Annotated in this window: 10 protein-coding genes and 1 pseudogene; 5 read left to right on the top strand and 6 right to left on the bottom strand. The window is 60.9% G+C overall.

All coding sequences use genetic code 11. The annotated features are described in order from the left end of the window. Positions 1-66 precede the first annotated feature (66 nt). Positions 67-273, bottom strand: a complete 207-nt coding sequence (locus ACN5AZ_RS03540) for a SlyX family protein (protein WP_419427477.1) — start codon at positions 271-273, stop codon at positions 67-69. A 137-nt stretch (positions 274-410) separates the two neighbouring features. On the opposite strand from ACN5AZ_RS03540, the gene hisS reads away from it, so the two are divergent. Genes hisS through hisG form a run of 3 tightly spaced genes read left to right on the top strand, consistent with a single transcriptional unit; the run spans position 411 to position 3,663 of the window. After that, positions 411-1,892: a histidine--tRNA ligase gene (gene hisS / locus ACN5AZ_RS03535; protein WP_419427476.1), complete on the top strand. Its 1,482-nt coding sequence runs from the start codon at positions 411-413 to the stop codon at positions 1,890-1,892. Beyond that, complete coding sequence (locus ACN5AZ_RS03530; protein WP_419427475.1) at positions 1,889-2,971, top strand: ATP phosphoribosyltransferase regulatory subunit; 1,083 nt, start codon at positions 1,889-1,891, stop codon at positions 2,969-2,971. Before hisS ends, ACN5AZ_RS03530 begins: the two co-directional genes overlap by 4 nt. Continuing rightward, a complete protein-coding gene (gene hisG, locus ACN5AZ_RS03525) occupies positions 2,968-3,663 on the top strand; it encodes an ATP phosphoribosyltransferase (RefSeq protein WP_419427474.1) in 696 nt (231 codons plus the stop codon). Before ACN5AZ_RS03530 ends, hisG begins: the two co-directional genes overlap by 4 nt. On the opposite strand, the gene ACN5AZ_RS03520 is transcribed toward hisG, so the two are convergent. Together ACN5AZ_RS03520 and yghU are read right to left on the bottom strand one after the other, a co-directional pair. Continuing rightward, on the bottom strand, positions 3,664-4,965 hold the full coding sequence (locus ACN5AZ_RS03520) for an ABC1 kinase family protein (RefSeq protein WP_419427473.1): 1,302 nt from the start codon (positions 4,963-4,965) through the stop codon (positions 3,664-3,666). It lies immediately after the preceding gene. Between the two features lie 93 nt (positions 4,966-5,058). Continuing rightward, a complete protein-coding gene (yghU, locus tag ACN5AZ_RS03515) occupies positions 5,059-5,895 on the bottom strand; it encodes a glutathione-dependent disulfide-bond oxidoreductase (protein ID WP_419427472.1) in 837 nt (278 codons plus the stop codon). A gap of 256 nt (positions 5,896-6,151) precedes the next feature. On the opposite strand from yghU, the gene ACN5AZ_RS03510 reads away from it, so the two are divergent. Beyond that, positions 6,152-7,045, top strand: coding sequence for a hypothetical protein (locus ACN5AZ_RS03510; protein WP_419427471.1), 894 nt, complete (start codon positions 6,152-6,154; stop codon positions 7,043-7,045). 57 nt (positions 7,046-7,102) lie between these two features. Here the strand turns inward: ACN5AZ_RS03510 and ACN5AZ_RS03505 are convergent, their stop codons facing one another. Then, positions 7,103-7,534, bottom strand: a complete 432-nt coding sequence (locus tag ACN5AZ_RS03505; protein WP_419427470.1) for a DUF1489 family protein — start codon at positions 7,532-7,534, stop codon at positions 7,103-7,105. A 169-nt stretch (positions 7,535-7,703) separates the two neighbouring features. Between ACN5AZ_RS03505 and ACN5AZ_RS03500 the strand changes: the two genes are divergently transcribed. Beyond that, on the top strand, positions 7,704-9,995 hold the full coding sequence (locus ACN5AZ_RS03500; protein WP_419427469.1) for an adenosylcobalamin-dependent ribonucleoside-diphosphate reductase: 2,292 nt from the start codon (positions 7,704-7,706) through the stop codon (positions 9,993-9,995). A gap of 188 nt (positions 9,996-10,183) precedes the next feature. On the opposite strand, the gene ACN5AZ_RS03495 is transcribed toward ACN5AZ_RS03500, so the two are convergent. Together ACN5AZ_RS03495 and ACN5AZ_RS03490 are read right to left on the bottom strand one after the other, a co-directional pair. Continuing rightward, a complete protein-coding gene (locus ACN5AZ_RS03495) occupies positions 10,184-11,554 on the bottom strand; it encodes a hypothetical protein (protein WP_419427988.1) in 1,371 nt (456 codons plus the stop codon). 48 nt (positions 11,555-11,602) lie between these two features. After that, a pseudogene (locus ACN5AZ_RS03490) lies at positions 11,603-11,998 on the bottom strand (TniQ family protein); the annotation flags it as partial. Positions 11,999-12,994: the final 996 nt, after the last annotated feature.

The following is a 12,994-nucleotide window of genomic DNA, read 5'->3' as shown; positions in this document are numbered from 1 at the left end:
ATTGGGTGCCGAGCGAACGTAGGGCGTCCCTTTGGGGCGCCTTTTTTCGTGGCCGCCGGACGGGTGTCAGTAATGGGGCGGGCGGTCGCCGGTAAAGATGGCCGAGCCGGGATCATCGGCTTGGCGTTCAGCCTCGCGCCGGATCAGCACCTCGACCTTGCGCGCGAGCGTCAGCAACTCATGATCCTGACGGGCCACGATATCGGACAGCTCGTCCACGGTGTGCTGCAAATGCGCGATCCGCTCTTCAAGCGCCTGCGTGGTGTCGGACATGGGATAAGCCTTTCGCGGTGGTGCGGACTGTCTATGCAGGACAATGCCACACCGCAAGGGCCGCGTCGGTCGGCTTGCTTGCCCCCTTGCGCCGGAGCCGGTAGAGGATGCGCGACAAACCAACTGCCGGGTGACCCATGGCCAAAGTGAAGAAATCCCCCCGCCCCAAGGCGCAGACGCCCAAGGGGTTCCGCGACTATTTCGGAACAGAGGTGACAGAGCGCACAGAGATGCTGCGCGCCATCGCCGGGGTCTATCATCGCTACGGCTTCGAGGCGCTGGAATCCTCTGGCGTGGAAACGGTCGAGGCGCTGGGGAAATTCCTGCCCGATGTGGACCGCCCGAACGAAGGCGTCTTTGCCTGGCAGGACGATGACGACAACTGGATGGCGCTGCGCTATGATCTGACGGCGCCTTTGGCGCGGGTCTACGCCCAGCACCGCAACGATCTGCCCTTGCCCTATCGGCGCTTTGCCATGGGGCCGGTCTGGCGCAACGAGAAGCCGGGGCCGGGGCGCTATCGCCAGTTCTATCAATGTGACGCGGACACCGTGGGCGCGGCAAGCGTGGCGGCGGATGCGGAAATCTGCGCCATGCTGTCGGATTGTCTCGAAGTTTTGGGCATTCCGCGTGGCGATTACGTGGTGCGTGTGAACAACCGCAAAGTGCTCAATGGCGTGCTCGAGGCGATGGGCGTCAGCGACGAGGCGCAATCGGCGGATGTTCTGCGCACCATCGACAAATTCGACAAGGTGGGCGAAGCGGGCGTGCGCGAATTGCTGGGCAAGGGGCGTCTGGATGCCTCTGGCGCTTATATCGACGGGGTTGGTTTGGCCGATGCGCAGGCCGAGCCGGTCGTGGCTTTCCTGACCTCCAAGGGCACCACGAACGAGGAAACGCTGGCCAATCTGCGCGCGGCGGTCGGCGACAGCGCGGTTGGTGCCGAAGGCGTGGCCGAGCTTGAAGAGATCGCATCACTGTTGGCCGCGCAGGGCTATGGCCCCGACCGCATCGTCGTCGACCCGTCGGTGGTGCGTGGCCTTGGCTATTACACAGGTCCGGTGTTCGAGGCGGAACTGACCTTTGAGATCCTCGACGAAAAGGGACGCAAGCGGCAGTTTGGATCGGTGGCGGGCGGTGGTCGCTATGACGATCTGGTCAAACGTTTCACCGGGCAGGTGGTGCCTGCCACCGGCGTGTCGATCGGTGTAGACCGTCTGTTGGCGGCCTTGCGTGAAAAGGGCCGCATTGGCGGCACCGAGCAGGGACCGGTGATTGTCACCGTTATGGATAAGGCGCGCATGGCCGATTATCAGGCCATGGTGGCGGAGCTGCGGCAGGCGGGCATCCGCGCCGAGGTCTACCTTGGCAACCCCAAGAACTTTGGCAACCAGCTGAAATACGCGGACAAACGTCTCTCGCCCGTGGCTGTCATCGAAGGCGGCGATGAAAAGGACCGTGGGGTCATCCAGATCAAGGATCTGATCCTTGGCGCGAAGCTGGCAGAGAACGCCACGCTGGACGAATGGAAAGACCGCCCCAGCCAATACGAGGTGCCGCGCGACGCTTTGGTGGCCAAAGTGCGCGAGATCTTGTCGCTGTATGAAGGTGAGACATGAAACAGCTCGCCGATGCCCGCCTGAAGGCGGAAGAGATGCTGTCAGGGTTCATCGCCGCAGGGGCGGTGCGTCTGGATTGCGAGATCCTGCAACCGGCGGAAACCCTGCTGGATCTGTATGGCGAAGACATCCGCACCCGTGCCTATACGGTGCAGGACCCCAGCCGGGGCGAGCTGATGTTGCGTCCGGATTTCACCGTGCCGGTGGTGCAGATGCATATGACCGTCGGGGCCGATCCGGCGCGCTATGCCTATGCGGGCATGGTGTTTCGCCGTCAGGAAGAGGACGACAGCCGCGCCAGCGAATATTGGCAGGTGGGCTACGAGATTTTCGGCGAGGATCGGGCCGAGGCAGATGCCGAAGCCTTCGTGACGCTGGCAGGCCAGTTGCAGGGGCTGCCCGTTGCCCCCGTGACCGGAGACATCGGCATCCTGTCGGCGGCTGTGGCCGGGCTGGACACCACGGACGCGCGCAAGGCGGCCTTGATGCGGCACATCTGGCGTCCCCGCCGGTTCCGCGCTTTGCTGGATCGGTTTTCCGGCAAGGGCAAGCCATCGGCTGCGCGCAAGGCGCTGCTGGCCTCTGACGCGCCTTTGTCCGACGATGTGCCGATGATCGGTCTGCGCAGCGGGGCGGAAATCACCGCGCGTATCACGGCGCTGCGCGATGACGCGGCGGCGGCCCCTTTGTCCGCCGATCAGGTGGCCTTGCTGGATTCCATTCTGAACGTGCGGGAAACCGCGCCTTTTGCGCTGGAACAGCTGCGCGATATCTCGGTCGATCTGCCCGCGATTGTGCCCGCGCTGGAACGGTTCAGCGCCCGCTGTGATGCCTTGTCCGCCAAGGGGGTGGATGTGGATGCGCTCGCCTTCGAGGGCAGCTATGGCCGCACCTCTATGGAATATTACGACGGTTTCGTCTTTGGCTTTGTGCCCGAGCGTCAACCTGATCTGGGGCCGGTGGCCATGGGCGGGCGCTATGACGCGCTGGTGGCGCGGCTGGGGCAGGGGCGCGAGATCCCTGCGGTGGGCGGTGTCATCCGTCCCGATCTGATTTGTCGTCTGGAGGACCGCGCATGACCATCAAACTGGGTGTGCCGTCCAAGGGGCGGTTGATGGAAAAGACGTTCGACTGGTTCGGCGCGCGCGGCGTGTCGCTGATGCGTACCGGATCGGAACGGGAATATGCGGGCGCGGTCGAAGGCATCGATGGTGTCGAACTGGTGCTGTTGTCCGCCGGGGAAATCCCGCGGGAACTGTCCGCGGGCCGGATCCATCTGGGCGTGACCGGTATCGATCTGGTGCAGGAAAAACTGGTGCAATGGGACCAGAAGGTCGAACCGCTGGCCGAGCTTGGCTTTGGCCATGCGGATCTGATCATTGCCGTGCCTGCCTGTTGGGTGGATGTGGACACGCTGGACGATCTGGATGCGGCGGCCTCTGCCTTTCGGGCGCGTCACGGGTTCCGGATGCGGATTGCCACCAAATACCACCGTCTGGTGCGTCAGTACCTGCATGACGGCGGTGTGGCCGACTACCAGTTGATCGACAGTCAGGGCGCGACCGAGGGCACGGTCAAGAACCTGACCGCCGAGGCCGTGGCCGATATCACCTCGTCCGGAGAGACCCTGCGCGCCAATCACCTCAAGGTGCTGGGCGAAGAGCCGGTGCTGCGGTCGCAGGCCACGCTGTTCAGATCGCGCAAGGCGCGGGTGGACACACAGGAGCGCAACACCCTGCGCGCCCTGTGCGAAAAACTGGGCGTCGAGTGATCACAGATAGGGTTTGACCAAGCGGCCAAGGGGCACCTGTGCCCCAAGCCGTGTGGCCATCAGCACCAGACCGGCGAGCTTGCGCTGTAGTAGCAAAACGTCGGTCGGGGGCAGGCGGCTGTAGCCCTGTTCCAGCGTCAAGCGCTGCCCGAGGCGGCGCGCCTGCTCCAGCGCGCGGGTGTCCGCGAAGTTGAAATCGGCATCGGTGGACAGCGCGTCTTTCACCAATCCGGCAATCTGATGCAGGCTATCCCATTGGGCGTCCGTTGTGTCGGGGGCGGTATATCCGTTGTCCGCCATGGCCTCGGCAAAGCCGTCGCCTGTGATGGTGGCGCGTAGCAACTGGCGCATTTGCACGATCCTGTCCGTGGCGTAATCGCGCGCCGCGCCGTAATCGAGCAACACCAGACGCCCTGCGGGATCGATGCGATAATTGGCGAGGTTGGGGTCGGTTTGTACCACGCCCCAGTCAAACAGCTCGCGCAGGAACAGATCGAACAGACGTGTCATGGCCAGATCGCGGCTGGCTTGATCGGGCAGGGCGGTTTCCTCCAGCGGATGGCTGTCGATGAAACCCATGGCCAGAATATGCGGGGTGGACAGATCCTCGTGCGGGGTGGGCACGATGAAGTCGGGGGTGCCGTCCAGAAGGGTCGAGGCTTGGCGCAGATTGCGCGCCTCAAGGAGATAGTCCGCCTCTGCATGAAGCTGGTCCCGTGCGTCACCAAGCAGCCGGTCCAGATCGACGTCAGCAGGCAGCAAGCGCGACAGCCGCAGCAGGCTGCCAAGGTTCGCGATGTCGGAGTCGATGGATTGGCGGATGCCGGGGTACTGGATTTTCAGCGCCAGTTTCCGCCCGTCGCGCGCGGTGGCGCGATGCACCTGCCCGATGGAGGCCGCGGCGATGGGGCGTGGATCAAAGGAGGTGAAGCGGGCGCGAAAGTCTGACCCGTAGCTTTCAACAAGCCGCTGTTTAAGCTGGGCGGGCGGCATTGGCGCGGCCTCGGCCCGAAGGCGCGCCATGATTTGTGCCAGTTCGGGCGGTAGCATGTCGGCGCTTTCCATGGACATCAACTGCCCAAGCTTCATAGCGGCACCGCGCATGCGCGACAGCTCGCGGGTCAGGCGGGTGATGTTGGCGGGGGTGACAAAGCTGCTGCGCGCGTCGGGGCGCTGTCCGCGTATCAGTTGGCCAGAGGCGGTCACGGCTGCATTGGCCAGCGTGGCCGTGGTCAGGCGCCCGAGACCTGCGGCGCGGGCAAGGCGGGACTGGGGAACGGGGCGGCTGTCATCGGTGCTCATAGCCGGTGATCTAGCGGGCCGATATGTCTTGGAAAGGCCGCTGGTGTGCCCCAGACGGGCGGGGCACAGCCCCGCCCTACGGGAGCGAAACGCTTAGCCCTTGAGCACGGCGTCAATATCTGCCGCGCTGTGGCGGTTTTCCAGCAGGCCCTCGCCCGAGCGGTTGACGATCCGGCCACGCTGCACAGGGGTGCGGTCAAGGATCTCGTCCGCCCAGCGTTTGAGGTTTTTGTAGATGCCCACGTCGAGGAATTCGCCCGCGTCATAAGCCTCGCCATGGACGGTGCGCCCGTACCACGGCCAGATCGCCATATCGGCAATGGTGTAATGGTCGCCCACCATGAACTGGTTGCTGGCCAGATGACGGTCGAGAACATCCATCTGTCGTTTGACCTCCATGGTGAAGCGGTTGATGGGGTATTCATATTTCTCGGGCGCGTAGGCGTAGAAGTGACCAAAGCCGCCGCCAAGGTAGGGCGCGCTGCCCATCTGCCAGAACAGCCACGACAGCATTTCGGCGCGCTGTTCGCGCGGTCCAAGGAAGGCGTCGAATTTCTCTGCTAGATGCATCAGGATCGCTGCGGATTCGAAGACGCGCACGGGGGCATCACCGCTGTGATCCCACAGTGCCGGAATTTTCGAGTTGGGGTTCGCCTCGACAAAGCCCGATCCGAACTGGTCGCCATCTCCGATCTTGATCAGCCATGCGTCATATTCGGCGGCATGCCCGGCGGCCAGCAGCTCTTCGAACAAGATGGTGACCTTTTGGCCGTTGGGCGTGCCCATGGAATACAGCTGGAAGGGGTGGTCGCCTTTGGGCAGGTCCTTGTCATGGGTGGCGCCTGCGATGGGGCGGTTCAGGTTGGCCCAAGCGCCGCCCGAGGGCGCGTCCCAGGTCCAGACTTTAGGGGGGGTATAAGTGTCGGTCATGATCGCTCCTGTTGCTTGGGGCAGAAGGTAGCGAATGATGCGCCGGATGGAAGGGCGGATTGTGCAGCGCCCCCTGTGCGCGCATGCAGATAGGGGTGGGGGTGCTACATGCAGTGGTCGGGAGTTGGCGCGGGACTCTATGTGGTGGCTTGGTCAACCAAAAATATCTGCTTCTGGCATCTTTAACACTTGTCGGATCGACCTACGGCAGGCTACCAAACCACAGAAACCAATCAAAAAAATATTGAGGCAAATTATGAGCAAACTGGTTTTGGCCGCCGCGGGCGGCCTGTTTCTGGCCGCGCCGGTCTTGGCGCAAGAGTCTTATCAAAGCACCGCCATCGGTCTGGGTTTTGGCCAAGTGTCCCTGCAGGACGAAGACGCCAGCGGTGTGTCGCTGGATCTTGAGCACGGGATGCGGTCTGGCAATCTGGAGCTGGATCTGGCGTTGGGCGTGAACCAGCTGTCCGATGATGGCGATGACGCGACGCATTTTGGCGTGGATGTCACACCGACCTACTGGTTCACGAACAGCTTTGGCGGCGGCATTTACCTTGCCAAGGACCAGATTGAGTTCAACGACGATTTCGAGATCGACGCGCTCAGCTACGGTCTGGAAGGCAAGGTGACCGGCAACGGCATCACAGGCGGTCTGTTCTTTGGCGAAACCGATCTGGAGAACGCCGGAACGATGAATGACGTCGGTCTGACGGTGCAGGCGGATCTGTCGCATATGTTCAGCCTCTGGGGCTCGCACGTGCGGTCGCGCCCCGATGGTGCCGGTGCTGATTCCGATGTGCATTCGACCACAATTGGTGGGTCTGTGCTGATGGACAACGGCTTTGGCACTTTTGCCAGCTACCAGTCGATGAGCGTCGATGGAACCACGGGCTCTGCCAATGTGGCGTCTCTGGGCCTGTCCTACACCGCCGATCTGGGCGGGCAGGGTGTCATGTTCAGCGGTGAATATGCGAATGCCACCGGCAATTCCGATTTTGCCTTTGCCGATGGCGACCGTCTGTCGCTTGGGGCGACCATTTTGCTCGGCGATGCGCAGCGCAAACGCGTTCCGGCCAATTCGGTCGCAAGCAGCAGCCTTGATGTTCACCGCAATGGTGTCACCTCGCTTCTGGGCGCGACCGGCTTCTGAGGCCGTTCAGAATGCATGGATAAGAAAAGGCGGCCTCCGTGGCCGCCTTTTTGCGTTTCAGATGACACCGATTTCCGCCAGCATACCGGCCAGTTCCGGGGGCAGGGGCTCTTCGGCGGCGCGGCCCTTGGGCAAATCCTTGGGGGCGTCATCGGGCGACAGGTAGCGCCAGCCCTGAAAGGCACGCTTGGGCGCGGTGGTGGTGCGCACGATTTGCGGATCCAGCACCAACAGACAGTGGCGAATGCCGTCGTCTGCGATCATCTCCTCCATCGCGAGAACCCGTTGACGGCACTGGATCAACCCCTTGATCACCCAGTAGATAGATCCCCCGCCGACGATCTGCGGCTCTTTCTTGGGCCACATGCGGGTGCGGTGGCGCGGCCGCCCGTCGGCGAAGCGTTTGGCGAATCCCGACTGCCAGGCCATCAGGCTTTCAACGCTTTCGGTGCCTGCCGAGAGCTTTACCAAGTGTGTCAAATCAGCCACTACGAATTTCCCCTCTGAGGCTGTATATAGTAGTCAAACGCTGTGCTGCTTCAAGTGGTAGTCAAAATTCACGTCAGGGCAGCCAATTTTGGGCTTCAAATGAGGGCGCGGATTGGCTACCCAAAGCGCCTGCTCAACGCCTTATATCGACCAAGAGGAATCGCCTGCCATGACCCGCTTTGCCGCGCCTATTGCTGAACAGATCTGGGACATGAAATATCGTCTCAAAGAAGCCGATGGCACGGCGATCGACACCAGCGTAGAAGACACATGGCGTCGAATCGCCCGCGCGCTGGCGCAGGCCGAAGCCGATCCCAAGACATGGGAAGCGAAGTTCTACGACGCGCTGGAGGATTTCAAATACCTGCCCGCAGGCCGCATCACCGCAGGCGCAGGCACCGACCGCACCGTGACCCTGTTCAACTGTTTCGTCATGGGCACCGTGCCCGACAGCATGGGCGGCATCTTTGACATGCTCAAAGAGGCGGCGTTGACCATGCAGCAGGGTGGGGGGATCGGCTATGATTTCTCGACCATCCGCCCCAAGGGCGCACCGGTGGCGGGCGTGGCGGCGGATGCCTCTGGCCCGCTGTCCTTCATGGATGTCTGGGACGCCATGTGCCGCACGATTATGTCCGCAGGCTCGCGCCGTGGTGCGATGATGGCGACCATGCGCTGCGACCACCCTGATGTGGAACAGTTCATTGCCGCCAAATCCGACAGTGCGCGTCTGCGCATGTTCAACCTGTCCGTTCTGGTCACCGATCCCTTCATGGAAGCGGTCAAGGCAGACGGTTCGTGGGAGCTGAAGTTCGACGGTGTCGTCTACAAGACCGTGCAGGCGCGCGATCTGTGGAACACCATCATGAAGGCGACCTACGACTACGCCGAGCCCGGTGTGATCTTTATCGACCGCATCAACAAGGCCAACAACCTCAACTATGTGGAAACCATCGCGGCGACCAACCCCTGTGGGGAACAGCCGCTGCCGCCCTATGGTGCCTGCCTGCTGGGGTCCATCAACCTTGCCCGTCTGGTGAAAAACCCGTTCGAGGCGGACGCGGATCTGGACCAGGAAGCACTGAACGAACTGGTGGCGCGGGCTGTCCGCATGATGGACAACGTGGTCGACGTGTCGAAATTCCCGCTGCCCGCACAAGCCGAAGAGGCCCGCAACAAGCGCCGCATCGGTCTGGGTGTGACGGGGCTGGCGGACGCGCTGCTGATGTGTGGCCAGAAATACGGCACCGTCGAAGCGGCTGGCGTGGCCGAAGCCTGGCTGAAACAGATCGCGCGCGCCTCTTATCTCGCGTCGGTGGAACTGGCCAAAGAAAAAGGCCCGTTCCCGCTGTTCGATGCGGAGAAATACCTCGCCTCTGGCAATATGATGGCGATGGATGACGATGTCCGCGAGGCGGTGCGCACCCACGGCATCCGCAACGCGCTTGTCACGTCCATTGCGCCGACCGGCACCATTTCGCTTTATGCGGGCAACGTGTCCTCGGGGATCGAACCGGTCTTTGCCTATGCCTACACACGCAAGGTTCTGCAAAAGGACGGCACCCGCACCGAAGAGGAAGTGGTCGATTACGCGGTTCAGATGTACCGCGAGAAATTCGGCGCCGATGCGGAACTGCCTGAGTATTTCGTGAACGCGCAGACGCTGGCGCCGCTGGACCACGTGCGCATGCAGGCCGCAGCGCAGAAGTGGGTGGACAGCTCGATTTCCAAGACCATCAACTGCCCCGAAGACATCTCTTTCGAGGCGTTCAAAGAGGTCTACCTCGAAGCCTATGAAACCGGCTGCAAGGGCTGCACCACTTACCGTCCCAACGATGTGACCGGTTCGGTTCTGTCGGTCTCCGAGGAGAAGAAAGAAGCGCCCGCCGTGGTCGCCAACGACGACGCAGAGCCGCAGACACCCCATGGCGACGTGATCTACATGGCCGAGCCGCTGGACCGCCCCGAGCACCTCGAAGGCAACACCTACAAGCTGAAATGGCCCGACAGCGAGCATGCCATCTACCTGACGATCAACGATATTATCGTTGGTGGGCATCGCCGTCCGTTCGAGGTCTTCATCAATTCCAAAAACATGGAGCACTACGCCTGGACGTTGGCGCTGACCCGGATGATCTCGGCGGTGTTCCGTCGCGGCGGTGATGTGTCCTTTGTCGTGGAAGAGCTGAAAGCGGTGTTTGACCCGCGCGGCGGGGCATGGGTGAAGGGGAAATACATTCCTTCGATCCTTGCAGCCATCGGCGGCGTGATTGAGCAGCATCTGGTGGCCACCGGCTTCCTCGAAGGGGAGGGCATGGGCCTGAAAGCCGATCCGACTGCCAAAGTCGTAGGCCTCGACGCCCCCCGCGGCAAAGCCTGCCCGTCGTGCGGCCAGTTCACCATGATGATGGTCGAGGGCTGCATGACCTGCTCCTCCTGCGGACATTCCAAGTGCGGGTGATTTGAGGCGCGGGAAATAGCCAGAAAAAGGAGAAGCGTGCGCAAAGAAAATTTAAGAGCGTGCGCAACCCCTCGGTTGGCGATGAATTTCCGAGGCCCTTAGCGCCTAAGGTGTTATAATTAAAGTAAAATGGAGCGGAATTTCCGCTCCATTTTTGCTTTCGCATAGGTTGTTTTGGCTTGTCCCGTTCAAAGGTCTTCAGGGACCTCCGACCTAAGGTACAGGCTTCCGAAATCGGCACCCTCCGGTGAGAAGGGCTGGATTCCGCGGGCACGAAGTCTGGACGACAGCTGTTGCCACGACATGCCGAAATGAAGCGACATGGTCCTGAGCGTGAAGAAACGCGTGTGAAATTCGGCGGCGTCGGTTTCGGCGATGTAAGCCTGAAGTGTATGTGTCCGCGGGTTCCTCAGCTCGGTGTAGGGAGTATGCCCGTCGGTGATCAGGCGCTTCAGTATTGTTGGATTGCCAATTCCAACGGATTTGGCGAACCGCTCGATGGTGAGTGCCGAAGCACCCTGGTCCGAAAGCAGCGCCACGACTTCGTCATGGTCAACATAGATGGCAGCGAAACCGTCGAAATCGGCATGGTTGCCCACACGGCGAATCTGGCCTTCGAGAATAGCGCGTACCAAAGCACCTTGACGGATCTTCAACCTTGCAGCGGACTTGGACAGGTGACACCAACTGTGCTGGGCTTGGCGCAACAAGATCGCCCCTCGCAAGAGCCTTTCGATCAAGGTGTTGCCTTCTCGCGGATCCCAGACTGCTTTTACCTCAGGCGTATCGATTGCTGGCGCCAGGACGCCATCTTCAACGAGCAAGTCAAACTGTGACCTGGAAATGCCCATGGTCTCCTGGAAGGTTTTTGCGTCGACAAGTTCGGTTGCGGAACTCAGGAAATCTTCCGCAAGCGTGGCATCAAAGACGGCCCAGGCATCTGGCCGGGAGGCCATCTCTTTCGACAAGATGGGGCTGCTCTCGAGCATCTTGCGTAACCGTCGCGCATCAATTCCCGTAGCGCGAGACGCCGTCTTGATAGAGTGCAATCGTCGCTCCGAGACCGGTTCCCCCATGATGTCATCGCCTGGTCCCAAGGGCCAAGTTTCCTGTAGATGCTCTCGCAGGATGCGCCTGAAATCCTGGTAATCTGGCGTGCCGGCGTAGTCTCTGGCGAGGCGATCATAGAGCAGCGGAAAGATCTTCTTGGGGCCATCTGAAGGACCGCCTGGCAGTTCCTGAAGTTCCTGCAGTGCTGATCGAATAGCCTGTTCGCCTTTCGATGCCACAGCGAAGCCAAGCTCATACTGCATCCAGCGGTCTTCCTTTTCGACACGAGACGGTGCCGAAGTGAAATGGCGCATAAGGGCGTGGCCAAGCAGGTGGCAGAAGTTGGCGGCCGCATGGAGGGGAAATCCATCGAGCCAATTGTCGCCCGCGCCATTGGCAAGCCGATTGTCCAGCCATAGGTCGAAGGGCGTGATCCTCCTTAAGCTTGAGGTCAGGACGCCGGCGCAGATGTCGTCTTCAAGCAGTCGAAATTGTTCGGCCGCATCCATGCGAGGGTAAATAGCGTTCTCGCGCCATAGAGGAACCAGTGCGTGCCCATGGTCCAAGCAGATCGTGACGTGTGTGAGTGCCCAGTGGCCTTGTAGGTGCATGCCATCCTGGCCGGCCAAACAGTCTTCCAGACACTTAGGGCAACCCCGAACGGTCGGGCTACGCAATGCGCTGGCGTGAAATGTTTCGCCCCTGAAACTATGGTGACTGTTCCCGAGGTATATTGGAGACCAGGCCCGCAGTTGATCGATGGACGTGGATCCTAAAGCGGCCAGCCTTCTCACGTCTTGGATGCTGCCATCGATTACGCCCTTGAACGATAGGTCGAGTTCAAGCGCGAACGTTTGGGCGTTCACACCGTTCGCCCTGGCCAAACGAGACAAGAAGGACGAAGCCGTCTCCCTCGGGAGCAGAGGCACAGAAATTGGAAGCGCAGTGTCCATGGCGACCCTCTCTCGGAGATGCACAGCAATGATGCCTTACGAGAGGAAGTGCAATGCGCTCATGTGGTTAAACACGGCAGTTAAGCTGCGCTGAAATTGAAACTATGCTATCTCAATATCTTATGGTGCGAAACGTTCTCTGCAATCGCTCTTTGTAGGTATTTGGCCATTGGCAGTTAAGGCATCGGTGGGGAAGAATTATCGCGGAACGAAATCCGCCGCTCTCCGAGAGATATCGGGGACCGGTCCGCCAGATGGGTCCGTGGAAAGCCCCCGAGATATGCCATCGTTCATACGGCAGAAGGGTCACCATCGACAACCGACGGGAACAACATGCCGAATTCTCGGCAGAACGCAGCCGCCGACAGCCCGTTCCGCGCGGCAAGGCGCGATGTGTAGGACGTCGCGGTCTCACATCACCAGAGGGGAACCGTCAGTCGAAGCTGTATGGTTTCACGGTTTCGGGCCGGAATCGAAGGCCGCATGTCAGGTTTAGAAGAGGGGTGAAACGATCAAAACTGCCGGTTCGTTTTCCCTCTCTAACCGGGTTGAATACCTGCAAAAAATGGCTTTGGATGGCCGGAGCAGCGTGGACGTCGGGCGGCCCGATTACGGCGCCCATGCGCGAAATTAACGAAATCGCTGTGCGATAGGTTTCGGTCGGCGGATCGAGGTTATGTACGGCGGCCTTATAGATACGGACCGTTTATGATCTCAGCGCACCCCACTCCCGGCTCCGTCATCCGCCTTCGTTCTGCAACCTGGAAGGTTTTAGGAACTTCCACCCTGAAGCGTGGGTTCCGGGAAATCCACTGTCGAGGCCTCAACGGTCTCGTGCGCGACAAGGAGGCCCGGTTCGTCTGGGATCTCGAAAAGGGCGCGCGGGTGTTGATTGTCACTGAGAACTGACCCGGTATTTTCACCGAGATTTGACCCACCCTCAGTTATGCGTCGTGGCTTATGACGCGGTCAATGTTTTGGCCTCCTTTCGTGTTT

The organism is Sagittula sp. SSi028 (assembly GCF_048553715.1).
GTDB lineage: Bacteria > Pseudomonadota > Alphaproteobacteria > Rhodobacterales > Rhodobacteraceae > Sagittula.
The sequence above is the reverse complement of the archived record's forward strand: the minus strand, read 5'-3'. Positions and strand labels throughout refer to the sequence as shown.